The organism is Streptomyces venezuelae (genome assembly GCF_008642315.1).
GTDB lineage: Bacteria > Actinomycetota > Actinomycetes > Streptomycetales > Streptomycetaceae > Streptomyces > Streptomyces venezuelae_D.
Genome location: NZ_CP029192.1, coordinates 7,449,486 through 7,472,842, shown reverse-complemented (window position 1 = coordinate 7,472,842; position 23,357 = coordinate 7,449,486). Strand labels below are relative to the sequence as shown.

22 protein-coding genes and 1 riboswitch are annotated in these 23,357 nt (G+C 71.4%); of the genes, 9 read left to right on the top strand and 13 right to left on the bottom strand.

Annotation, left to right across the window (positions count from 1 at the left end):
• The first annotated feature begins 2 nt into the window (after positions 1-2).
• A complete protein-coding gene (locus tag DEJ48_RS33055; protein ID WP_150219817.1) occupies positions 3-917 on the top strand; it encodes a hypothetical protein in 915 nt (304 codons plus the stop codon).
• On the opposite strand, the gene DEJ48_RS33050 is transcribed toward DEJ48_RS33055, so the two are convergent.
• Positions 895-1,041, bottom strand: coding sequence for an SCO1431 family membrane protein (locus tag DEJ48_RS33050; protein WP_150219816.1), 147 nt, complete (start codon positions 1,039-1,041; stop codon positions 895-897). The two genes, DEJ48_RS33055 and DEJ48_RS33050, sit on opposite strands and share 23 nt — an antisense overlap.
• 226 nt (positions 1,042-1,267) lie before the next feature.
• On the opposite strand from DEJ48_RS33050, the gene DEJ48_RS33045 reads away from it, so the two are divergent.
• The 3 genes from DEJ48_RS33045 (at position 1,268) to DEJ48_RS33035 (ending at position 3,763) form a co-directional block, all read left to right on the top strand.
• Positions 1,268-2,749 carry a M1 family metallopeptidase gene (locus DEJ48_RS33045; RefSeq protein WP_190537745.1) on the top strand — a complete coding sequence of 494 codons (1,482 nt, stop codon included), beginning with the start codon at positions 1,268-1,270 and terminating at the stop codon, positions 2,747-2,749.
• 74 nt (positions 2,750-2,823) lie between these two features.
• Positions 2,824-3,009 (top strand): CsbD family protein, encoded by a 186-nt coding sequence (locus DEJ48_RS33040; protein WP_150219814.1) that lies wholly within the window; start codon positions 2,824-2,826, stop codon positions 3,007-3,009.
• Positions 3,010-3,076: 67 nt separating this feature from the next.
• A complete protein-coding gene (locus DEJ48_RS33035; RefSeq protein WP_317850941.1) occupies positions 3,077-3,763 on the top strand; it encodes a hypothetical protein in 687 nt (228 codons plus the stop codon).
• A 26-nt stretch (positions 3,764-3,789) separates the two neighbouring features.
• Here DEJ48_RS33035 and DEJ48_RS33030 read toward each other — a convergent pair whose 3' ends face one another.
• Complete coding sequence (locus tag DEJ48_RS33030) at positions 3,790-5,142, bottom strand: peptidase C39 family protein (protein ID WP_223832277.1); 1,353 nt, start codon at positions 5,140-5,142, stop codon at positions 3,790-3,792.
• A 295-nt stretch (positions 5,143-5,437) separates the two neighbouring features.
• Here DEJ48_RS33030 and DEJ48_RS33025 point away from each other — a divergent pair, with 295 nt between their 5' ends.
• Positions 5,438-6,046 (top strand): uridine kinase, encoded by a 609-nt coding sequence (locus DEJ48_RS33025; protein WP_150219809.1) that lies wholly within the window; start codon positions 5,438-5,440, stop codon positions 6,044-6,046.
• Positions 6,047-6,529: 483 nt separating this feature from the next.
• Entirely contained in the window at positions 6,530-8,485 is a 1,956-nt protein-coding gene (locus DEJ48_RS33020; RefSeq protein ID WP_150219807.1) for an AAA family ATPase, read from the top strand.
• 26 nt (positions 8,486-8,511) lie between these two features.
• Here DEJ48_RS33020 and DEJ48_RS33015 read toward each other — a convergent pair whose 3' ends face one another.
• The 10 genes from DEJ48_RS33015 to ribD form a co-directional block, all read right to left on the bottom strand.
• Positions 8,512-9,597, bottom strand: coding sequence for a hemolysin family protein (locus DEJ48_RS33015; RefSeq protein ID WP_150219805.1), 1,086 nt, complete (start codon positions 9,595-9,597; stop codon positions 8,512-8,514).
• The gene (locus tag DEJ48_RS33010; protein ID WP_150219804.1) at positions 9,594-10,937 is read right to left on the bottom strand and encodes a hemolysin family protein; all 1,344 of its coding nucleotides are present in this window, start codon (positions 10,935-10,937) and stop codon (positions 9,594-9,596) included. Before DEJ48_RS33010 ends, DEJ48_RS33015 begins: the two co-directional genes overlap by 4 nt.
• Before the next feature lie 174 nt (positions 10,938-11,111).
• Positions 11,112-11,585 (bottom strand): PH domain-containing protein, encoded by a 474-nt coding sequence (locus tag DEJ48_RS33005; protein WP_150219803.1) that lies wholly within the window; start codon positions 11,583-11,585, stop codon positions 11,112-11,114.
• A 31-nt stretch (positions 11,586-11,616) separates the two neighbouring features.
• Entirely contained in the window at positions 11,617-12,465 is an 849-nt protein-coding gene (hisG, locus tag DEJ48_RS33000; protein WP_150219802.1) for an ATP phosphoribosyltransferase, read from the bottom strand.
• Positions 12,466-12,516: 51 nt separating this feature from the next.
• Positions 12,517-12,789, bottom strand: a complete 273-nt coding sequence (locus DEJ48_RS32995) for a phosphoribosyl-ATP diphosphatase (RefSeq protein ID WP_135330016.1) — start codon at positions 12,787-12,789, stop codon at positions 12,517-12,519.
• A 35-nt stretch (positions 12,790-12,824) separates the two neighbouring features.
• Positions 12,825-13,310: a 6,7-dimethyl-8-ribityllumazine synthase gene (gene ribH, locus DEJ48_RS32990; RefSeq protein WP_150219801.1), complete on the bottom strand. Its 486-nt coding sequence runs from the start codon at positions 13,308-13,310 to the stop codon at positions 12,825-12,827.
• 26 nt (positions 13,311-13,336) lie between these two features.
• On the bottom strand, positions 13,337-14,635 hold the full coding sequence (locus tag DEJ48_RS32985) for a bifunctional 3,4-dihydroxy-2-butanone-4-phosphate synthase/GTP cyclohydrolase II (RefSeq protein WP_150219800.1): 1,299 nt from the start codon (positions 14,633-14,635) through the stop codon (positions 13,337-13,339).
• Entirely contained in the window at positions 14,632-15,219 is a 588-nt protein-coding gene (locus DEJ48_RS32980; RefSeq protein WP_150221538.1) for a nicotinamide riboside transporter PnuC, read from the bottom strand. Before DEJ48_RS32980 ends, DEJ48_RS32985 begins: the two co-directional genes overlap by 4 nt.
• 56 nt (positions 15,220-15,275) lie before the next feature.
• Positions 15,276-15,890 (bottom strand): riboflavin synthase, encoded by a 615-nt coding sequence (locus DEJ48_RS32975; RefSeq protein WP_150219799.1) that lies wholly within the window; start codon positions 15,888-15,890, stop codon positions 15,276-15,278.
• Complete coding sequence (ribD, locus tag DEJ48_RS32970) at positions 15,891-16,946, bottom strand: bifunctional diaminohydroxyphosphoribosylaminopyrimidine deaminase/5-amino-6-(5-phosphoribosylamino)uracil reductase RibD (protein WP_150221537.1); 1,056 nt, start codon at positions 16,944-16,946, stop codon at positions 15,891-15,893.
• Positions 16,947-17,157: 211 nt separating this feature from the next.
• Positions 17,158-17,288: riboswitch (FMN riboswitch) on the bottom strand.
• 270 nt (positions 17,289-17,558) lie between these two features.
• On the opposite strand from ribD, the gene DEJ48_RS32965 reads away from it, so the two are divergent.
• Positions 17,559-19,895 carry a chitinase C-terminal domain-containing protein gene (locus tag DEJ48_RS32965; RefSeq protein ID WP_190537740.1) on the top strand — a complete coding sequence of 779 codons (2,337 nt, stop codon included), beginning with the start codon at positions 17,559-17,561 and terminating at the stop codon, positions 19,893-19,895.
• A gap of 88 nt (positions 19,896-19,983) precedes the next feature.
• Entirely contained in the window at positions 19,984-20,733 is a 750-nt protein-coding gene (locus DEJ48_RS32960; RefSeq protein WP_150219798.1) for an SDR family oxidoreductase, read from the top strand.
• Between the two features lie 13 nt (positions 20,734-20,746).
• Here the strand turns inward: DEJ48_RS32960 and DEJ48_RS32955 are convergent, their stop codons facing one another.
• Positions 20,747-21,922 (bottom strand): ROK family transcriptional regulator, encoded by a 1,176-nt coding sequence (locus DEJ48_RS32955; protein WP_150219797.1) that lies wholly within the window; start codon positions 21,920-21,922, stop codon positions 20,747-20,749.
• Between the two features lie 96 nt (positions 21,923-22,018).
• On the opposite strand from DEJ48_RS32955, the gene DEJ48_RS32950 reads away from it, so the two are divergent.
• A complete protein-coding gene (locus DEJ48_RS32950) occupies positions 22,019-23,230 on the top strand; it encodes an MFS transporter (RefSeq protein ID WP_150219796.1) in 1,212 nt (403 codons plus the stop codon).
• Positions 23,231-23,357 lie beyond the last annotated feature (127 nt).

Genomic DNA, 23,357 nt, shown 5'->3' with positions numbered 1-23,357 from the left:
GGGTGATCCAGATCCAGGCGGCGCTGTTCTGGGCGTACGCGATCGGCGCGACGTTCGCCCTCTCCGCCGGGCGGCAGCTCCAGGTGTGGGAGCGGATCAACGCGGGCGAGGGCCCGCGCACCCGCAGCCGAGCCGCCAACCCGTACCTGGCGCTCACGGCGCTCTTCGCCTCCGTCCTCATGGTGCCGACGGGGCTCTTCCTGCTGTGGCAGAACCCGTCCTGGTCGACCATGCACGTGGCGGACGGCCACGACGGCGTGTGGGCGGGGTTCGTCCTCTTCTACGCGGGCGGGATCCCCGTGGCCGCGATCCTCGGGTTCCTCGTGGCGCAGGGCCTCATGCTCGTGGGCGCCGGCTACTGGGCGTACCTGAACTGCGTCGGAGGGTACTTCCTGCTGTTCGGGACGCTGATCCACGGGTGGGACGGCAGGGGGTACGAGCGCCTCTTCTCGTCCGGCACCGGGGACTTCGCGGACTGGCGGCGGGACAGCGTCGTCAACCACGTCCTGGACTTCGTGACATCCGGGACGTTCCTCGCGCTGCTGCTCTTCGGCGCCGCCGTGATCGGCGTCATGCTGATGACGGAGATCGGCTGGCTCATGGAGGGCTGGTCGCTGCCCGGCGCGGACGAGGACCGCAAGGTGCCGCGGCTGCTCGCCGTCGCCATCGCGGGGGCGGGGGTGTACGGCCTGCCGTTCGTGGGCGCGCTCTTCGCGAGCGTCCTGGTGCGGCTGGTCGGCGGGTGGCTCGGGCTCCCGCTGTTCGCGGTCGTGGCGGGCCTGACGCTGCTGCACGGGCGCTCGCCGGTGCGGTGGCTGTACGGCCTGGTGGGCGTGCCGGGGCGGCACTGGCGGGCCGGCCTCGAGGAGACCGGCCGCGATCAGGAGACGGGCGTCACAACAGACCGGTCTGCGTGACGAGCATCGCGAGGACGACGACGAGGGCCCAGCCGGCGAAGTGCTCCAACAGGTTCGGCCCGTCGTCCTCGGGGCCGCCGGTGCGGGCCTTCGCGCGGATGGCGGTGGCAGAGGTCGCGGTCATGTCCTTCTCACTGACGTTCGTCCGGCATGGCTCCCCCACGAGGCCCCGGTGACGATTCCACCCCACGGGACCCCTCTACCTTGCCAGCAGAAAGCGCCCTCGCGGGCGAGACCTTGGTCACCCCGGCCCGCCCCACAACTCCGCCGTCGCGCCGCGCGTCTAAGTACCGACGGCGGGGTGTCCCCCTGTCCGTCCGCCCGTGCACCGTACGACCGAGAGGTTCCCGATGAGCACGAACCGGACGATGCCCCGCCGCAGGGCGCGGCTCGCCCTCGCCGCCGCGATCACCGCGACGGTCGCCCTCAGCGCCCCGGTCTCGCAGGCCGCCCAGTCCCCCGCGGAGAAGCCGACGCCGGGTGCGCCGGGACTCGGCGACCCGATGTTCCCGCTGGACGGGAACGGCGGATACCAGGTGGAGCGCTACTACCTGGACTTCGACTGGCAGGCACCGAAGACCCCCTTCGAGGCGACGACGACGATCAAGGCCCGGTCCACCCAGGCGCTCTCGCGTTTCAACCTGGACTTCGGCGGCAACACCCTGCACAAGGTCACCGTCGACGGCTCCGCGGCGGCTGCGTCGCGCGAGGGCGACGAGCTGACGGTCACCCCCAAGGCGCCGATCGCCAAGGGACGTTCCTTCACCGTCAAGGTCACCTACACCGCCGACCCGACCCAGACCCGGCACCGCGACGACGCGATCGAGGACTACGGCTGGATACCCACGCCCGACGGCACGGTGGTCTATCCGCAGCCGAACGGCGCGCGGCTGATCTTCCCGGCCAACGACCACCCCAGTCAGCGGGCGCCGATCACCTTCCGGATCACGACGCCGGCCGACCGCACGGCCGTCGCCAACGGGAAGCTGGTCTCGCGCGCGGAGCGCCCCGACGGCCGGGTGCGCTGGACGTACGACTCGGAACAGCCGCTCTCCACGCAGCTGGTGCAGCTGGCCGTCGGCAAGTTCCAGCTGGTCGACGGCGAGGGCCCCGGCGGCATCCCGCTGCGCGACGTCGTCCCGGACGCGCTGGTCGAGCCGACGGCCGCGTACCGCAAGCTCACCCCGGACCACCTGAAGTGGCTGCAGGACAAGCTCGGCCCGTACCCCTTCAACCGCTACGGCCTGCTGGTCGGCGACACCGACCTGGGGGTGGCGCTGGAGACGCAGACGCTGTCGCTCGTCCCGAAGGCGGACCTGCTCGGCACGAAGGTCGACGCCGAGCGGAACATGGTGCACGAACTGACCCACCAGTGGTTCGGCGACAGCGTGGCCCTCGACAGCTGGTCCGACCTGTGGCTGAGCGAGGGGCACGCCCGCTTCTACGAGAGGGAGTACTCCGAGCAGCACGGCGGCGACAGCTTCGAGGCCGCCATGAAGACCGCCTACCAGGCCCACGACCAGTGGCGCAGGGACTACGGCGCCCCCGCCGAGCCGACCGAGCCGAACCTCTTCAAGCGCATGCGGTACGACGGTTCGGCCCTGGTCCTGTACGCGCTGCGCGAGAAGGTCGGCGACACGACGTTCCAGAAGATCGAACGTGCCTGGGTGAGCGGGTTCAAGGGACGCACGGCGAGCACGCGGCAGTTCGTCGACCTCGCGTCGAAGGTGGCGGGCGAGGACCTGGAGGGCTTCCTGCACCCCTGGCTGTACGGCAGCAGGACGCCGCCGATGCCCGGGCACCCCGACTGGGTGGTGGATCCGGCCGCGTGACCCCGCATGTCGCCCGAGATGCGCCCTTCGTCCCCCGCTCATAGCGTGGAGGCATTCCTACCGAAGGAGTTGTCATGGGCGAGAACGCCATGGACAAGGCAAAGGGCAAGGCCAAAGAGATGATGGGCAAGGCCTCCGGCAACGACCGCATGGCGGCCGAGGGCAAGACCGATCAGGCCAAGGGCAAGGCGAAGGACGCCGCGGACGGCATGCGCGACAAGGCCGAGGGCATGCGCGACTCGTTCCGCGAGGACCGCTGACCCCACGCCGTGTGCCCGCCCCCACGAGGGGGCGGGCTCACACGTGTGCGATCCAGGGCGACTCCACATGCCCTACAGACGCGGTGGAGAGCGCGTCAGGGCACCGGCCACCTCCGTACGAACGCTGGTTAGGCTTGCGTCACGAGTGGTGATCGCGTTGGGGCCGACCTGCGGGCGACACGAAGGGGACGGGCAAGTGCAGCCGGACGAGCGGGACTTGGATGGTTGGACGCCGATGGGTGCGGTCTGGCGGACGGTCGTCGAGGGAGTCACCGGTTCAATGGCCTACCTCGCCGACAAGCACTGGAACGTCGTGGCGTGCAACGACGAGTTCAGAGCGCTCATCCCGGACGGCAGACCGCCGTCCAACATCATGCGGTGGATGCTCCTGGACGACCGGGCCCGCCACGACGTCCTGATGAACTGGACCGAGGACTGGGCGCGCGGCGCCTGCCCGGCCCTGCGGCGGGCCGTCACGAACCACCCGGCCGACCCGGCGCTCATCGACCTGGCGAGCGACGTGCGGAGCGATCCGCTCGCGGGGCCCATCTATCTGGCGACCGCGAGCTCCCACCCCCTGCACCCCGACGGCGTCGTGCGGCAGGTCAACCACCCGACGAAGGGCCCCGGTTGGGTCACCGCAACGGCCGCGAGCCCCCTTCCCACGATCGACGCCATGTTCGTGATGATGCGGTACCGGCCGGGCGAGGTCCGCCCGCACCAGCCGCCACCGCTGAGCACGAACGCCCTCTGACGGACGCGCCCGGCACGACCGGGCGGTCAGCGGATCCCGACCGCGGCCAGCGCGGCGCGCTGACGCTCGGAGAGTTTCGTCGGGAAGTACAGGTAGCAGACGCCACCCGTGCCCGAGACGACCTTGCCCGAGGCGTTGTAGCGCTTCGTCCGCAGCCAGATGTTCTCCCACTCGCGCCGCTTGTAGACGCGTCGCACCGCCTCGTTGCTCGACGACGCCGGGTCGTTGGCGATCACGTCGCCGTCCGCGGTGAACCCGATGACGGTCATCAGGTGGCCCGCCGTGCCGTAGCCCGCGCCGGTCAGCTCCTCCTTGAGGAACGACTGGGACGTTATGGCCGGCAGGCCCGCCGCGATCAGGGCCTCCAGCTCCGTGAGCGAGGCGAGGCGGGTCACCACGCCCTGGAGGTCCTTGTACGTCGAGGCGTACGCGGCGTTGAAGGGCCAGTTGCCGCAGCCGTTGTACTGGTAGTCGAACGTGTACCGGGCCGCGTGGCACACCTGCGGGTCCTCGTAGGAGGGGTCGACCCAGGACAGGTCGTCCGCCGTCGGCTCGCGTCCCCAGAACTCGATGATCATCTGTGACGACGTGGGGCTGCACCAGGCCTCGCCCCCGTTGTCGTACTCCGGGTACTGGCCCGCGTGGATCTCCTGCGAGTACCGCGGGACGGCCAGCTCCTTGGCCAGGCCCGGCTTCGACGCCGGGACCGTGAAGCGGTCGGGGACCGCGGAGGCCATCGCGCCGATCCGCCACACCGTGGGGGTATGGGCGGAGCCGGGCTTGCGGTAGAGGGTCAGGCGCAGCTGGTACGAGACGACGCGCAGGCCCGTGGTCGTGTCGTCGAGGGAGAGCGTGTCGGTCCAGACCGTGGACTTGTCGTCGGTCTGGTCGTCGACCGAGGTCCGCCTGATGTCGGCCTCCTTGTCGTCCCCCGAGGTCCAGCGGCCCATCACGTACCACGGCGTCTTCGTGTCGTCCGAGTACGTGCCGCGCAGCTCGACCTGGAGCCAGGTGCCGGTCGGGGTGCGTGCGTTCCAGGACGCGATCAGCTCCGTGGCGGGGACGGTGGAGCGGTGCGTCGGCGTGGTCCAGCGGGCGTACTCCCAGGTGGCGGTCTTGCCGGTGTGCGGGTCCGCGTAGTCGGTGCGGCCCGCGGGCTTCGCGATCCGCAGGCCGGGGCGGGCTCCCGCGACGACGGACGTGCCCTGGTGGGTGCCGGAGCTCCAGTCCTTGTGCGAGGTCCAGAAGCGGTTGTCCACGAGACGGTCCGCCTTGGGCCCGCGGGCCGCGGAGCCGGTGGCGGCCAGGGCGGGCGCGGCGGCGGTGGCCGCGAGGGCGGCTGCCGCGGCCGCGGTGGCGAGCACGGTTCTGCGGGACATGTCATCAGCTCGGTCTGATCGCTGCGGTCGGTCGGTGCGGCCGGTGCGGTCGGTCTGTCCGGTGCGGTCGGTTCGGTCAGCTCGGTCCATGGAGGGGACCCCCAGTCGACATGGTTTCCGGCGGGATCCGGAAAGTCGGGTCAGGTGCACGGAAGTGGGCCAACTATGGCCGGTCCCCGCCGACTTCTGCCAGCGCTTCGGGCACTGCCGTACGCATCAATATTGGCCTCAACCAATGGCATGACCTGCGACGGCGCGCGGAACACATCGTTCCGTGAGCCGTACCCTTGCCGTGATGACCGCACACCCGCACACCCCGCTCCCCCGCCTCGCCGACACCCTGCGCCGCCTGCCGCCCTCCTGCGGCCCCGTCCGGCTCGTCGCCGTCGACGGGCACGCGGGCTCCGGCAAGTCGACGTTCGCCGCCCGCCTGGCCGAGGCGCTCGGCGGCGCGCCCGTCCTGCGCCTCGACGACATCGCGAGCCACGACCGGCTCTTCGACTGGACGCAGCGGCTGCGGGAGCAGGTCCTCGAACCCCTCTCCCGCGGCGAGAGCGCGCACTACGCGGCGTACGACTGGCACGCGCGCCGCTTCGGCCCCACCGACCGGCCGCTGCCGCCCGCCCCCGTGGTGATCGTCGAGGGCGTCGGCGCCGGCCGCCTCGCGCTGCGCCCGCACCTCGCCGCCGTGCTGTGGATGGACGTGCCGCACGAGGAGGCGTGGCAGCGGGGACGCCGAAGGGACGGAGCGGTCCAGCGTGATTTCTGGGACGGCTGGGAACCGGAGGAACTCCAGCACTTCACCGGGGACCCCTCCCGGCCCTTCGCGCACCTTTTGGTGCGCCAGTGTCCGGAGGGGTACGAGGTACTTCCGGGGCCCGATGTGACACTTACAGAGGCCTGAATCATCACGCTGAGTGAGCGATCATCGGCGGTCCGCTGAACCTCCGGAAACTCGCTTCCACTGGGCCCGACGAGTTTTGTCGAGTGCCTCAACTCTGCTTGACCCAGGGCCCGTACAGGACTTACGTTCTGAATGTGCGGTCTTGCGATACCGCCCGCAGACGCGAAGCCCCCGGTTGTTCCCCCGTGATCGGGGGCTTCGTTCTGCCTTCCTGGCCCCAATTCCGGCCGCTGCGCGCCCCCGTCCGCTCACCGTCGGTCACCAACGGGTGGATCCCTCACCGTCGCTTTCCGGCCGATCGTCCGGTGCGGCACCCTACGGCCGACCGCTCCCCCGCAGGTACGATGCATCTCGGTGCGCCTTTTCGGACGAGTGCTCTGCGCATCGGAACAACTGCCGTCCGCAGCACGATGGTTCAGCGCAGTCGCCGGCGGGCACCGGTCCGGCGGTACGCAAACGGGGGCACGGTTTGTGGGGGACCTGATGGACTTCGACGCGGTGGGCTCACCCGCCCCGGCCGACCTCGCCTGGCTGAGGGGCGTCGACGCCTACACGATGGGCGCATATCCGCAGGCGGAGGACGAATTCCGGACGGCGGTACGGATGGACCCCGGGATGGCCGACGGCTGGCTCGGGCTGCACGCGCTGCGCATCGACACGACGACGGCGCTGCTGCGGATGTTCCAGCACCGGGACCGGTTCGGCGAACAGCGCACCCGGCACGGCCGCGCCCTCAACTCCTGGTACTGGCTTGGCTGGTGGGTGCAGCCCGTCCTGGAGAGCACGCGCGACCTGCTGCTCGCGCACGCCTCGCACTGGCTCGACGGCCGCCATGTCCCCGAGCTCGACCGGGCGCTGGCGGGCCTTCCGCCGGTCGACGCGGACCCGCAGGTGCGCTTCCTGCACGCCTGCCGCTCCTACCTGGTCAAGGACTGGGAGCAGCTGGTGCGGCACACGGACCCGCTGATCGACGACCCGATGCTGGGCATCGAGGCCGGACTCTTCGGCGGCATGGCGCGGGTCCGCCTGGAGACGTACGGCCAGGCGGAGCCCCTGCTCTCCGCCGCGCTCATGCGCTGCCGCAGCGAACAGCCGCAGCGCAAGGAGCTGCGCTACTGGCTGGCCCGCGCGCACGAGGGCACGGGCCGCTCGGCCGCGGCCCTGCCGCTGTACCGCGCGGTGCACCGGGTCGACGCCTCCTTCATGGACACCTCCGCGCGGCTCGCCGCGATCTCCGAGGGCGACGGGTACGACGAGGCGGCCGACCTCGCCGCCGCGATCAGCCTCACCGGGGCGGGCCAGGACGTGCTGGAGGGTCCCGACGGCATCGACGTGCTGTTCGGCCCCGAGGGACGTGACGTGAAGGTCACCGGACCCGACCTCCCCTCGAACGCCGGCCCCTCGGCCCCCAACGGTCCCGGCGCGCCCCCGGGCACCACCGGCCCCGCGGGCTCCCCGGGAGCCTCCGGGTCCTCGGTGCCTGCCGACCCCGAGGCCGTCCGCGAGAAGGCGATCATCCCCATCAAGGCGGGCCCGCCGCAGCTGCCCCCGGGCCCCACCGACCCCGCGCTCCTGGAGGCCGCGCTCTCCGAACTGGAGGGCATGGTGGGCATGGAGCCGGTGAAACGGCAGGTCAAGGCGCTGTCGGCGCAGCTGAACATGGCCCGTCTGCGGGCGGCGCAAGGGCTTCCGGTGCAGCCGCCGAAACGACACTTCGTCTTCTCCGGCCCCTCGGGCACCGGCAAGACCACCGTGGCCCGCATCCTCGGCCGGGTCTTCTACGCGCTCGGGCTGCTCGGCGGCGACCACCTCGTGGAGGCGCAGCGCGCCGACCTCGTCGGCGAGTACCTGGGCCAGACCGCCGTGAAGGCCAACGAACTGATCGACTCGGCGATCGGCGGGGTCCTCTTCGTCGACGAGGCGTACTCGCTCTCCAACTCCGGCTACGGCAAGGGCGACGCGTACGGCGACGAGGCCCTGCAAGTCCTCCTCAAGCGCGCCGAGGACAACCGCGACCACCTCGTCGTGATCCTCGCCGGATACCCCGAGGGCATGGACCGGCTCCTCGCCGCCAACCCCGGTCTGTCCTCCCGCTTCACGACGCGCGTCGACTTCCCCTCGTACCGTCCGCTCGAACTCACCGCCATCGGCGAGGTCCTCGCGGCCGACAACGGCGACGTGTGGGACGAGGAGGCGCTCGAAGAGCTGCGCTCCATCGCCGGGCACGTCGTCGACCAGTCCTGGATCGACGAGCTCGGCAACGGCCGCTTCCTGCGTACGCTGTACGAGAAGAGCTGCGCCTACCGCGACCTGCGGCTCTCCGGCTACCCCGGCGAGCCGGGCCGCGACGACCTGTCGACCCTGCGGCTGCCCGACCTGATGCAGGCGTACGGCGAAGTCCTCTCGGGCCGCGGACCGCAGGACGCCCCGGGGATCTGACGACCCCCGGGGCATCCTGGCCCGGATCAGCCCGCGCCGCTGACGGCGAGCGCGGGATCCCTTGCGCCCTCCGGCGGGGTCCTCGGCACCGTGACCCGGTGCGCCGGGTCACGGACCTCCCCCACCAGGAGTTCGAGGACGTCCTCCAGGGCCACCAGGCCGAGCACCTTCCCCGACGCGTCGGCGACCTGCGCCAGGTGCGTCGCGGCGCGGCGCATCACGGTCAGGGCGTCGTCCAGCGGGAGCTCGGCGCCCAGCATCGTCATCGGCCGCCACACCTGCTGCGGCACGGCACGCTCGGTCTCCTCCAGGTCCAGTACGTCCTTGACGTGGAGGTAGCCCATGAACGCGCCGTTCTCCGCGCGGACGGGGAAACGGGAGTAGCCCGTGCGGCCGGTGAGCTCGATGACCCCGGCGGGGGTGACCGAGGGGCCGACGGTGATCAGCGACACCGGATCGAGCAGGACGTCGGTGACCGGGCGCGAGCCCAGCTCCAGGGCGTCCTCCAGGCGCTCCTGCTCGACGGGGTCGAGCAGTCCCGCCTGGCCGGAGTCCTCGACGAGACGGCCCAGCTGCACACTGGTGAACACCGCCTCGACCTCGTCCTTGGGCTCCACCCTGAAGAGCCGGAGCACGACCCGCGCGCACGCGCCGAGGGCCACGGTCACCGGGCGGCACAGCCGCGCGAAGGCGACCAGGCCGGGGCTGAACCAGAGGGCGGTCCTCTCGGGCGCCGCCATCGCGAGGTTCTTCGGGACCATCTCGCCGATGACGAGGTGGAGGAAGACGACGACGGCGAGCGCGATCACGTAGCCGAGGGGGTGGATCATGCCCTCCGGCAGGTGGACCGCCTCGAAGACCGGCTCCAGGAGGTGGGCCACGGTCGGCTCGGCGACCGCGCCGAGCGTCAGCGAGCAGACGGTGATGCCGAACTGGGCGGCCGCCATCATCTGCGGCAGGTGCTCCAGGCCGTACAGGACCTGGCGGGAGCGCTTGGTGTCCAGGGGCTCGATCTGGCTGCGGCGCACGGACACGAGCGCGAACTCGGCCCCCACGAAGAAGCCGTTGGCGAGCACGAGGAGGAGGGCGAAGAGGAGCTGCAACATGCTCATCGGAATGCCTCCGCGGTTTCCATGACGGCGAACGCCTCCTGGGTGCGCACGATCCGCACCCGCTCCGCTCGGTAGTGCCCCACCTGGCGCACCGAGAGCCGCAAGCCCGGGAGTTCGGCCCGGTCACCGGGTGCCGGGATGCGGCCGAGCAGGTCGGCGACGAGTCCGGCCACGGTCTCGTACGGCCCCTCGGGCACGTCGAGGCCCATGCGCCGGAGCGTGTCGACGCGGCAGCTGCCGTCGGCGTCCCACGCCGCGTGGCCGTCCTCGGCCGGCGCGGGGCAGAGCTCGGGCAGATCGAGGTGGTCGTGCTCGTCGCGGACCTCGCCGACGAGTTCCTCCACGATGTCTTCCAGGGTGACGACGCCCGCCGTGCCGCCGTACTCGTCGACGACGACGGCGATGGGCTGCTCGCTGCGCAGCCGTTCCAGGAGGGGCTGCACGGGCAGCGTCTCCGGGACGAGCAGCGGGGACTTCGCGATCCGGCCCACGGGCGTCCTGAGGCGTGCGTGGGCGGGCACCGCGAGGGCGTCCTTGAGGTGGACCATGCCGATGATCTCGTCGATCCGCTCGGTGTAGACCGGGAAGCGGGACAGACCGGTGGCGCGGGTCAGGTTCACGACGTCCTCGGCGGTCGCCGACGATTGCAGCGCGCTGACCTTCACCCGCGGGGTCATCACGTGCTGTGCGGTCAGCTCCCCGAGGGAGAGGGTGCGTACGAACAGGTCGGCGGTGTCCTGTTCCAGGGCACCGGCCTGGGCCGAATGCCTGGCCAGGGAGACCAGTTCGCCGGGGGTGCGGGCCGAGGCCAGCTCCTCGGCGGGTTCGACGCCGAGCGTGCGCACCAGACGGTTGGCCACGGCGTTCAGGAGCGCGATCACGGGCCGGAAGAGCCGCGCGAAGACGTGCTGCGGGCCCGCGACGAACCGCGCGACCTGCAGCGGCCTCGACACGGCCCAGTTCTTGGGCACGAGCTCGCCGACCACCATCTGCACGGCGGACGCGAGCAGCATGCCGACCACCACGGAGACACCGCCGACGGCTCCCTCGGGGACGCCGACGGCCGTGAACGGGCCCGCGAGCAGGTGCGCGAGGGCCGGTTCGGCGAGCATGCCGACGACGAGCGAGGTGATGGTGATGCCGAGCTGGGTGCCGGAGAGCTGGAAGGACAGCTCCTTGAGGGCGTCGACGACCGTACGGGCCCTTCGGTCGCCGTCCGCCGCGGCCTTCTCCGCGTCCGGCCGCTCGACGGTGACGAGGCCGAACTCGGCCGCCACGAAGAAGCCGTTGGCGAGAATCAGCAGGAATGCCGCCCCGAGAAGCAGCAGGGGCACTGTCATGCCGCCGCCTCTCCGGTCGTGCCGGTCCCGGTATGTCGGGAGGGGGCGGCGCAGGTACTACAGGACGATCCGTCCATCGCCGGAGGGAGTCACTCCTCGGGTAGCAGGAGCCCCTGGGAGCCGGGCGGGCCCGTCAGGGGCGGGGCGACACTCCATGTGCGCCCCGCCACCAGATTAATCAAGACCGGGCGCGGGACGTCCAGTGGCGCGGGCGTCCGCGAGGGCACGCAGGGCGCGGGCGTCGCCGATGGCCTGCTGCTTGGCGATGCCCGGCTGGATGCCCAATGCGGGCAGGCTGGTGCCGTCGCTGAGGTTCAGGAACACCCAGGGGTCGCCGGGGCGGAGGTTGACCTGCACGATCTCGGCCCAGGCGAGGCGGCGCCTGGTCGCGATGTTGACGACGGTGACGCCGGACTCGTCGGCGACGACCTTGGGCCTGCTGAGCAGCACGAGCACGCCGCACAGCAGCGAGCCGGTGAAGACGAAGCTGGTCCGCTCCCCCGGGCTGAGCGTGGGCAGCAGGAACGCGATCGCCGTGATGACCACGAAGATCGCGACGCCCGCGGTGAGCAGGACGGCCCGGGTGCGCGTCGGCCGGAAGGTGACGGGCAGGTCGGGGGCTGCGGGGCTGTCGGGGGTGTCGGACATGCGGCGGGTGCTCCTGCCGGGTCGGGGCCGGTCAGAGGCGGCAGGCGTGGATGGCCGTGGTCAGGATGGCCCGCGCGCCGATGGCGTACAGGTCGTCCATGATCCGCTGGGCCTCCTTGGCGGGGACCATCGAGCGGACGGCGACCCAGCCCTCGTTGTGCAGCGGGGAGATCGTCGGCGACTCGAGACCCGGGGTGAGGGCGACGGCCTGCTCCAGGTGCTCGGCGCGGCAGTCGTAGTCCATCATCACGTACGACCTGGCGACGAGGACGCCTTGGAGGCGGCGCAGGAACTGCTGCACCTTCGGGTTGTCGGTGTCGGCGCCGGTGCGCCGGATCACGACGGCCTCGGACTTCATGATCGGGTCGCCGAAGACCTCGAGGCCGGCGTTGCGCAGGGAGGTGCCGGTCTCGACGACGTCCGCGATGACCTGGGCGACGCCCAGCTCGATGGCGGTCTCGACGGCGCCGTCCAGGTGCACGACGGAGGCGTCGACGCCCTGCTCCGCGAGGTGCTTGGCGACGATGCCCTCGTAGGAGGTCGCGACGGTCTTGCCCGCGAGGTCCTTGATGTCGCTCGCCGTGCCGGGCTTCGCGGCGAAGCGGAAGGTGGAACGGGCGAAGCCGAGCGGCAGGATCGCCTCGGCGTCGGCTCCGGAGTCGATCAGCAGGTCCTCGCCCGTGATGCCGATGTCGAGCCTGCCGGTCGCGACGTAGATCGCGATGTCCTTGGGCCGCAGGTAGAAGAACTCGACCTCGTTGTCGGGGTCGACGAGGACGAGCTCCTTCGACTCCTTGCGCTGCTGGTAGCCGGCCTCATGGAGCATCGCCGACGCAGGTCCGGACAGTGAACCCTTGTTGGGGACGGCGATGCGCAGCATGAGGTCAGCTTCCTTAACTGGTGGGTTACGGGGATGAGTTGAGCGTACGGCTCAGAGGTGGGCGTAGACGTCGTCGAGGGAGATGCCGCGGGCGACCATCATCACCTGTACGTGGTACAGGAGCTGGGAGATCTCCTCGGCGGCGGCTTCCTTGCCCTCGTGCTCGGCGGCCATCCACACCTCGGCGGCCTCTTCGACGACCTTCTTGCCGATGGCATGGACGCCCTTGTCGACCAGCTCGGCAGTGCGGGAGGTCGCGGGGTCGCCGTTGGCGGCCTTGTGCTGGAGCTCGGCGAAGAGCTCCTCGAAAGTCTTCTTGGACATGATGGTCGCCACTCTACGCGGCCGGGCGGTCCCCCTCAGCGCCAGGGTTCGGAGACGGTACGGAGCGTGGTCGCGGTGGCGACGGCCGCGGTGACCGCTTCGTGGCCCTTGTCCTCGCTGGAGCCCTCGATGCCCGCGCGGTCCAGCGCCTGCTCCTCGGTGTCGCAGGTCAGCACGCCGAAACCGATCGGGACGCCGGTGTCGACGGAGACCTGGACGAGGCCCTGGGTGACGCCCTGGCACACGTACTCGAAGTGCGGGGTGCCGCCGCGGATGACGACGCCGAGCGCGACGATCGCGTCGTATCCGCGTCCGGCGAGGACCTTGGCCACGACGGGCAGCTCGAAGCTGCCGGGGACGCGCAGCACGGTCGGCTCGCTGATGCCGAGCTCGTTCAGGGCGCGCAGGGCGCCGTCGACGAGGCCGTCCATGACCTTGTCGTGCCACTGCGCCGCGATGACCGCCACCCGCAGGTCGCCGCAGTTCTTCACACTCAGTTCGGGTGCACCCTTGCCGCTCACGTGCTTCTCCTCAAGGTGTTCTTGAATTACTGGTTGCCGCAGGCGGACACGTCGGTGGCGTCCAGCCAGGGCAGGTCGTGCCCCATCCGGTCCCGCTTGGTGCGCAGGTACCGAAGATTGTGTTCGCCGGCCTCGACGGGCATGGGCTCGCGTCCGGTGACCTTCAGGCCGTGCCGCTGGACCGCGTCGGTCTTGTCAGGGTTGTTGGTCATCAGCCGGACGCCGCGGACGCCGAGGTCGCGCAGGATCTGCGCGCCCGCGCCGTAGTCACGGGCGTCGGCGGGCAGGCCGAGCTCCAGGTTGGCGTCGAGGGTGTCGCTGCCCTGCTCCTGGAGGGCGTACGCGCGCAGCTTGGAGAGCAGGCCGATGCCGCGGCCCTCGTGGCCGCGCAGATAGACGACGACGCCGCGGCCCGCGTCGGTGATGCGCTGCATGGACGCCTCCAGCTGCGGGCCGCAGTCGCAGCGCAGCGAGTGGAAGACGTCGCCGGTGAGGCACTCGGAGTGGAGGCGGACCAGGACGTCCTCGCCGTCGCCGAGGTCGCCGTGGACGAGGGCGACGTGCTCGACGCCGTCGACGGTGGAGCGGTAGCCGTGCGCCGTGAACTCGCCGAAGGCGGTGGGCAGGCTGACCTCGGCCTCCCTGCGGACGGTGGGCTCCTCGGAGCGGCGGTAGGCGATGAGGTCCTCGATGGAGATGATCGTCAGGCCGTGCTTGCGGGCGAAGGGGATCAGCTCGGGCAGGCGGAGCATCTTCCCGTCCTCGCCGGCGATCTCCACGATGGCCCCGGCGGGGCGCAGTCCGGCGAGCCGGGCGAGGTCGACGGCGGCCTCGGTGTGGCCGTTGCGGGAGAGCACACCGCCGGGCTTGGCGCGCAGCGGGAAGATGTGCCCGGGGCGCACGAAGTCGTCGGCGCTCGCGGCGCCGCCCGCGAGGAGCCGGAGCGTGGTGGCGCGGTCGTCGGCGGAGATGCCGGTGCTCACGCCGTGCGCGCCGGACGCGTCGACGGAGACGGTGAAGGCGGTGCTCATCGACTCGGTGTTGTGCTCGACCATCTGCGGGAGGCGGAGCCGGTCGAGCTCCTCGGACTCCATGGGTGCGCAGATCAGGCCGCGGCACTCGCTCATCATGAACGCGACGATCTCGGGGGTCGCCTTCTCGGCGGCGACGACGAGGTCGCCCTCGTTCTCGCGGTCCTCGTCGTCGACGACCACGACGGGGCGGCCCGCTGCGATGTCGCGGACGGCCTGCTCGACGGGGTCGAGGGAGAGGTCGAGGGTGTCTTCTTCGCTGGCGGTGCCGTGCCAGACGGGTGCCACAGTCATGCCGGGGCTCCTTCCATGACGGGCTGCGAGGCGGCGGTGCGGGAGCGCAGCCACCAGTCGCGCATGCCCCAGAGGACGAGGGCGAGGTAGACGACGTACACGAGTCCGGAGAAGGCGAGGCCGCTGCTGAAGGCGAGCGGCACGCCGACCACGTCGACGAGCAGCCAGGCGAACCAGAACTCGACGAGCCCGCGGGCCTGGGCGACCATCGCGGCGAGGGTGCCGACGAAGATGTACGCGTCGGGCCAGGGGTTCCAGGACAGGTCCGGGACGGCGCTGAACAGGGCGCCGACGGCGAGGGTGCCGACCGCGGTGCCCGCGACGAGGACGCCCCGCTCCTTCCAGGTGGCGAACCGGATGGCGATGGAGCCGTCCTGCGCCTGCTGCCTGCCGCGCGTCCACTGCCGCCAGCCCCACAGCGCGACGCCGATGACGAGGAGCTGCTTGCCGACGCCGCCGGAGAGCTGCGCGGACGCGTACGCGGCGACGAGGATGACGCCGGACAGGAACTGGGCGGGCCAGGTCCAGATCGAGCGCCGCCAGCCGAGCGCGAGGGCGATCAGGCCGACGGTGTTGCCGATCATGTCGGACCAGAGGATGTGCTGGTCGAAGGCCGTGAAGGCTTCGGAGTTGAGCCAGTTCACTGTGCGGCCCCCTGCTGGTGTGCGCGGTCGCCGAGCAGGCGCTCGACGTACTTGGCGATGACGTCGACCTCGAGGTTGACCGGGTCGCCGGGCTGCTTGATGCCGAGCGTGGTCAGCGCGAGGGTCGTGGGGATGAGGCTGATGGTGAAGTAGTCGGGGCCCGCGTCGACCACCGTGAGGCTGACGCCGTCGACGGTGATGGAGCCCTTCTCGACGACATAGCGGGCGAGGCCGTCGGGGAGCGAGATCTTGACGATCTCCCAGTTGTCGGACGGCTTGCGCTCGACGATCTCGCCGGTTCCGTCGACGTGTCCCTGCACGATGTGTCCGCCGAGGCGGGCGCCGACCGAGGTGGGGCGCTCCAGGTTGACGCGGGAGCCGACCGCGAGCGCGCCGAGGCTGGAGCGGTTCAGGGTCTCGGCCATGACGTCGGCGGTGAATTCGTCGCCCTCGTGCTCCACGACCGTCAGACAGACGCCGTTGACCGCGATGGAGTCGCCGTGCTTCGCACCGTCGGTGACGACGGGGCCGCGCAGACGGAAGCGGGAGGCGTCGGGGAGGTTCTCGACGGCGGTGATCTCGCCCAGCTCTTCGACGATTCCGGTGAACACTCAGTGCTCCTTCGCTACGAGGGTCGCGGTGATGCGCAGGTCGGGGCCGATGCGGACGGTCTCGCTCACGTCGAGCCGCAACGCTTGGGCGATGGTGGTGATTCCGCCGCCGTCCAGGGCGGCGGGGCCCGCGCCGAGGAGGACAGGGGCGAGGTAGCCGACGACGCGGTCGACGCAGCCGGCGGCGACGAAGGCCCCGGCGAGGGTCGGGCCGCCTTCGAGGAGGACGGAGCGCACGCCGCGCGCGTGGAGCGCGTCGAGGAGGGTCCGGATGTCCAACCCGCCTTCCGCGCGCGGGAGTCGGACGGTCTCGCCCTCGTGGGCGGGGGCGGCGTCGTCGGCGACGGCGATCAGGGTGGGTGCCGCGTCGTCCAGGACGCGGGCGCCCGGCGTGACGGCGGTGCCGCGGGTGTCGACGACGACGCGCAGCGGCTGCACGACGTTCTCGATGTCCCGCACAGCCAGATGGGGATCGTCGGCGCGCTGGGTGCCGGAGCCGACGACGACGGCGTCGCACTCGGCGCGCAGCCGGTGCACGTCGGCGCGGGACTCGGCGGAGGTGATCCAGCGGCTGGTGCCGTCGGCGGCGGCGATGCGGCCGTCGAGCGTGGCGGCGTACTTCCAGGTGACGTGCGGGCGGCCGAGCCGGACCGAGGTCAGCCAGGCGGCGTTCCCCTCGGCGGCCTCGGCCTCCAGGAGGCCCTGTTCGACCTCGATCCCGGCCGCGCGCAGGGTCTGCGCGCCGCCGGTCGCCGCGGGGTTGGGATCGGCCACCGCGTAGACGACGCGGGTGACGCCCGCGTCGACGAGGGCCTGGGCGCACGGTCCCGTGCGGCCGGTGTGGTTGCAGGGTTCGAGGGTGACGAGGGCGGTGCCGCCGCGGGCCCGCTCGCCGGCCGCGCGCAGGGCGTGGACCTCGGCGTGGGGGCCGCCCGCGCGCTGGTGCCAGCCCTCGCCGACGGGCTCACCCGCGGCGTCGAGGACGACACAGCCGACGACGGGGTTGGGGCTGGTGGAGCCGAGGCCGCGGGCGGCCAGCGTGATGGCGCGCCTCATGGCGGTTGCTTCGGCTGCGGCGGTGGCCACCGGGTCCTCCTGCCTCTTCGGGCACGGACTCCGGGGCGCTGTCGAGAACGACAGAACGTACGGACGAGAACACCTGCGGCAACGCCTGCGCCGGATGACACCTGTCCCCGGAAACCCGGAGACCGTTCCGGGCCGAGGCCGGGAACGAGCCAAAACGACGGCGTGCACGGATGCCCGCCCGCCGCGCACTGCCTCCCATCCGGACTTTCACCGTCGGTCCAGGAATTTCACCTGGTCAACCGGTCACTGGAGGTGACCGGGTCGCGGACTGTAACCGCCGGTTCGGAATTACACCGACCCCGGAGTGCGCTGCTTCTGGTACGAGGCCAGTGTGCCATGACCGGATGCGGGCCATATGGGTGAACGTGTGTGGGCTGACTCACAGCATGACCATTCAACATCACATTCAACCAACTTGGTCCAGACCTATTGACGCACTGGTCTAGTCCTCTTAATCTCACCGACACCTCCGAGGAGCAGGAGCCGACGGCGTGCACGCCCGGGGCCCCAGAACGATCCACATCTGTGCCAGTTGTGCTGTTCCGCCCCGCTCGTGTTCCGCACCCGCCCAGGAGGCTCCCCTTGCCGTCCCTCAACCGCGCGAGACCCACGCTGCTCGCGTCCGGCGCAGCCGTCGCAGGTCTGCTGCTCAGTCTGGTCTCCGGCGGCGCCGCCCCGGCCGCCGCCGCCGACGACGCGTCCTGTCGCCCCGACGGCCTCTACCAGACGCCAGGGGTGAACGTCCCCTACTGCACCGTCTACGACAGCGACGGCCGCGAGAAGATGGGCGCCGACCACAAGCGCCGCACCATCGGCTACTTCACCGGCTGGCGCACCGGCAAGAACGGCGAGCCCGCCTACCTCGCCAAGGACATCCCGTGGGACAAGATCACCCACATCAACTACGCCTTCGCGCACGTCGACAAGGACAACAAGCTCTCCGTCGGCTCCGACAGCGAGAAGAACGCCGCCACCGGCATGACGTGGCCGGGCGTCGCGGGCGCCGAGATGGACCCGGCGCTGCCCTACAAGGGCCACTTCAACCAGCTCACCAAGTTCAAGAAGCAGCACCCGGACGTCAAGACGCTGATCTCGGTGGGCGGCTGGGCCGAGACCGGCGGCTACTTCGGTGACGACGGCAAGCGCGTGAACTCCGGCGGCTTCTACTCGATGGCCACCAACGCGGACGGCTCCGTCAACCAGGCGGGCATCGACACGTTCGCCGACTCGGCGGTCTCCTTCATAAAGAAGTACGGCTTCAACGGCGTCGACATCGACTACGAGTACCCGACGACGATGAAGGACGCGGGCAACCCGCTCGACTACTCGCTCTCCAACGCCCGCCGCGGCGGCCTCGTCAAGGGCTACGCGGCGCTCATGAAGTCCCTGCGCCAGAAGCTCGACAAGGCGGGTGCGGCCGACGGCAAGCACTACATGCTGACGGTGGCGGCCCCCTCCTCCGGCTATCTGCTGCGCGGCATGGAGACCTTCCAGGTCCAGAAGTACCTGGACTACGTCAACATCATGTCGTACGACCTGCACGGCGCCTGGAACGAGTACGTGGGCCCGAACGCCTCGCTCTTCGACGACGGCAAGGACGCCGAGCTCGCGGCCGCCAACGTCTACGGCAGCTCCCAGTACGGCGGCATCGGCTACCTCAACACCGACTGGGCCTACCACTACTTCCGCGGCTCGATGCCGGCAGGCCGCATCAACATCGGCCTGCCGTACTACACCCGCGGTTTCAAGAACGTGCAGGGCGGCACCGACGGACTGTGGGGCAAGGCGGCCGCGACCAGCTGCCCGGCGGGGTCCGGCCTGACCAAGTGCGGTGACGGCGCGGTCGGCATCGACAACCTCTGGCACGACAAGGACGACAACGGCAAGGAGTCTCCGGCGGGCTCCAACCCGATGTGGCACGCCAAGAACCTGGAGAAGGGGATCGTCGGCGACTACGTCACCAAGTACGGCTTCCCCGCCGACACCAAGCTGACCGGCACCTACGCCCGCAAGTACAGCTCCACGCTCGTCGCGCCGTGGCTGTGGAACGCCGACAAGAAGGTCTTCCTGTCCACGGAGGACGAGGAGTCGGTGGCGAAGAAGGCCGACTACGTGGTCGACCGGGGCATCGGCGGCACGATGATCTGGGAGATGGCGGGCGACTACCGCTGGAACGCCACCAAGGGCCAGTACGAGATGGGCGACACGCTCACCTCGCTGATGCACGACAAGTTCAAGAACGCGAAGCCGTACGGCGCGAAGGTCTCCAACAAGGAGCTGCCCACCAAGGCCGTCGACATCGGTGTGGAGTTCGGCGACTTCAAGCTGGGCGACTCCAACTACCCGATCACGCCCAAGGTGAAGATCACCAACAACACGAAGACGGCGTTGCCGGGCGGCACCGAGTTCCAGTTCGACTACTCCACCGCGGCCCCGGGCAACGCCTCCGACCAGTCCGGCTTCGGTACGAAGGTGATCAGCAGCGACCACACGGGCAGCAACGTCGGCGGCCTGAAGGGCGACTTCCACCGGGTCTCGCTGAAGCTGCCGGCCTGGCAGTCGCTCGCGCCCGGCGCCTCCGTGGACCTCTCCTTCAACTACTACCTGCCGGTGTCCACCCCCTGGAACTGGACGGTGAACATCAGCGGCACGACGTACGCGCTCGCCGGTGACCTGGCGCGCGGCACCACGGTCGTCGAGCCGGGCGGCGGCACGAACCCGACCGACCCGCCGGACCCGACCGACCCGCCGACGCCCGGCAAGTGCACGGCGCCCGCGTGGGGTTCGGGCACCGAATACGGCGGCGGGACCACCGTGTCCCACAAGTCCCACACCTGGAAGGCCAAGTGGTGGACGAAGGGCGATGAGCCCGGTGCCGGCGGCGAATGGGGCGTCTGGCAGGATCTCGGCGCCTGCTGACCGTCCGAAGTGCTCACGCCCGTAGGATCTGGCAGCCTACGGGCGTGAGCGGGGCGGGGGCGCCGCATGACGACGAAGGAGCCCTGTGATGAGCACGATCCTGGTGACCGGTGGTACGGGAACCCTCGGCCGACTGGTGACGGAGCGGCTGCGCGCGGACGGTCACGAGGTACGGGTGCTCAGCAGGCACACCCAGCCGTACGCCGTCGACCTGCGCGAGGGCACGGGCCTGGACGCGGCCGTCACCGGGGTGGACGTGATCGTGCACTGCGCGAGCAGTGTGCGCGGCGGGGACGAGCGTGCCGCCCGCAATCTGATCGCGGCCGCCGAGAAGGCCGGCGTCGCCCATCTGGTCTACATCTCGATCGTCGGCATCGACCGGGTGCCGATGGGCTACTACAAGACGAAGCTCGCGGTGGAGCGGCTCATCGAGGAGTCCGGGCTCGGCTGGACCGTGCTGCGGGCCACCCAGTTCCACGACCTGGTCCTGCAGATCATGGAGGCCTCGGCGAAGCTTCCGGTCATGCTGCTGCCCGGCGGGGTCAGCGACCAGCCGATCGAGGTCGGTGAGGTCGCGGACCGCCTCGCGGAGCTGGCGGCGGCGCCTCCGGCGGGGCGCGTCGAGGACATGGGAGGCCCCGAGGTCCGCACCTTCCCCGAACTGGCCCGCGCCTACCTGCGGGCGAGCGGCAAGCGGCGCCGGGTGCTGCCGGTGCGGCTCGCGGGCCGCACCTACCGTGCGGCACGGGCGGGCGGCCTTCTGACGCCGGACCGGGCCGTGGGCAAGCGGACGTTCGAGGAGTACCTGGCGGTGCGGTCCGGGGCCGCAGGCCAGTGAGGCGGCGCCGCGGTCAGTGACCCGTCCGCGGTCCGAACAGCTCGTCCTGCGCCGCGTCGCGGGCCGCGAGCAGCGCCCCGCGCAGCACCGCGGCCCCGCCGAGCGTGCCGGCCCGCACTTCCGTGCGCAGGGGCGACATGGCCGCGACGCGGTCCGTGACGCGGGCGGCGAGCTCGGAGCCGCCCGCGCGGCCCACCTCGCCGCCGAGGACCACACAACCGGGGTCGAGGATCGCGGCCATCGCCGCGGCGCCGACGGCCACCCGGTCGGCGACGGCGTCCAGGAAGGCGTACTCGCCGGTCTCGACGGCGTGCCGCACCACGTCGGCGGCGGACCCGCCGGGCTCCAGGATGCCGTGCTCCGCGCCGAGTTCGCGCAGGGCCGCCGCGCAGGCCAGCGAGTGGAAGCCGCCCTCGCAGCCGGTCGCCGACGGCAGCGTGCTCGTGCCGGGCACCGGCAGGAAGCCGATCTCGCCGGTGCCGCCCGAGGCGCCCCTGCGCAGCACGCCGTCGAGCACGACGGCCGCGCCGACGCCGTCGCCGAGCCAGAGCAGCACGAACGTGTCGCGGTCGTGCGCGGCGCCGTCCCTGCGTTCGGCGCGGGCCGCGAGGTTGGTCTCGTTCTCCACGAGGACGCGCGCGCCGAGCCGCTCGTGGAGGGCGCCGGCGAGGCGGCGGTGCCAGGCGGGCAGCGAGGACGTGTCGTGCAGGTCGCCGGTGGCCGGGTCGATGAGTCCCGGGGCGCCGATGCCGACGGTGTGCAGGCGCTGCACTCCGCCCTCCGCGGCCGTGCGCTCGACGAGGGCGACGGCCTGTTCGACGGCGGTGCCGGTGCCGGTTCCGCCGCCGATGGGCGCGGACGCCTCGGCGAGCACCGCGCCGAGCAGATCGGTGACGACGACGGAGACGCTCTCGGTGCGCACGTCGAGCGCCGCGAGGTGGGCGCGGTCGGCGACTATCCCGTACAGGCGCGCATTCGGGCCGCGCCGCCGGGCACCCGCCTCGCCGACGACCGTGATGAGCCCGGAGCCCTGGAGCCGCTCGACGAGATCGGCGACCGAGGGCCGCGACAGGCCGGTGAGCTGCTTCAACTGGTTCGCGGTGAGCGGCCCTTCGCTCTGCAGGAGCCCCAGCGCGAGCCGGTCGTTGATGGCTCGGGCGGTACTCGGTGAGGCAGGCGACACAGGCATGGCCGGATCCTCCCACAGGAATCTTCTATTTATCAGGCAGGGTTCCTGATAGTTTACGTCGCCGGATCGAGACAGCACTCGGGAGGGGCGGAACGGATGAGTGAAGTGGTCTACGACGAACAGCGGTTGAAGCGGGCGCGGCTCGCCGTCGCGGCCGTGTTCTGCGTGCACGGTTCGGTCGCCGGATCATTCGCGACCCGGGTGCCGTGGATCCAGGACCACGCGGACGTCAGCGCGGGCATGCTCGGCCTCGCCCTCGCCTTCCCCGCGGTCGGCGCGTCCGTCGCGATGCCGCTCGCGAGCCGCATCAGCCACCGCTTCGGGGCCCGCAACGCCCTGCGCGGCCTCCTCGTCATGTGGACGCTCGCCCTGGTCCTGCCGTCCCTCGCAACGAACCTGCCCACGCTCTGCCTGGCCCTCTTCGTGTACGGCGCGACCTCCGGCATGTCCGACGTGGCGATGAACGCGCTCGGCGTCGAGACCGAGACCCGCATGCGGAAGTCGATCATGTCGGGGCTGCACGGCATGTGGAGCGTCGGCGCCCTGATCGGCTCCGCGGCCGGCACGGTCGCCGCCCACCTCGGCTCGGACGCCCGCCTGCACCACGTGCTCGCCGCCGCCGCGCTGACGACGCTCGGCCTCGTCGCCTGCCAGGGCGTCCTCGACCTGCAGCCGGAGCCGGAGGAGGAGGCGCCGCCGCGGTTCTCGCTGCCGCCCAAGTCGGCGCTGCTCATCGGCGCCGTCGGCTTCTGCGCGGTCTTCGCGGAGGGCGCGAGCCTGGACTGGTCGGCGGTCTACCTGCGGGACGTCCTGGACACGTCGGCCGGTGTCGCCGCCGCCTCCACGACCGGCTTCACGCTCACCATGGCCATCGCCCGGCTCGTGGGCGACGCGGTGGTCAACCGGTTCGGCGCGGTGCGCACGGTGCGGGCCGGCGGCATCCTCGCGGCGCTCGGCGGCCTGCTCGTCGTCCTCGCCACGCATCCCGTGATGGCCATGGGCGGGTTCGCGCTGATGGGCCTCGGCATCGCGGTCGTTGTGCCGCTCGCCTTCGCCGCGGCCGGGCACAGCGGTCCCAACCCCAGTCAGGCCATCGCGGGCGTCGCCACCATCACGTACACCTCCAGCCTGATCGCCCCCTCCGCGATCGGCGCCCTCGCGGAGGCCACGAGCCTCGTGACCTCCTTCGGCCTGGTGACGCTGCTCGCCTGCGGCCTCACGGTCTTCGCGGGCGTCCTGCGCACGGGCGGGCGCAAGGCGGCGCAGGGCGCGCCCGCGGACACGGCGGCCCACGGACCGAGGTCCTGACCCACCAGGTCGTCCGACCCGATCCCGACCGGAACACCGCGCACACGCGAGAACCCGCACTTACGTCGCATTAACATGGCGTCGATCATTTCCGGCCACCAGACCGGGCCCGGTTCGGCGCACAGAA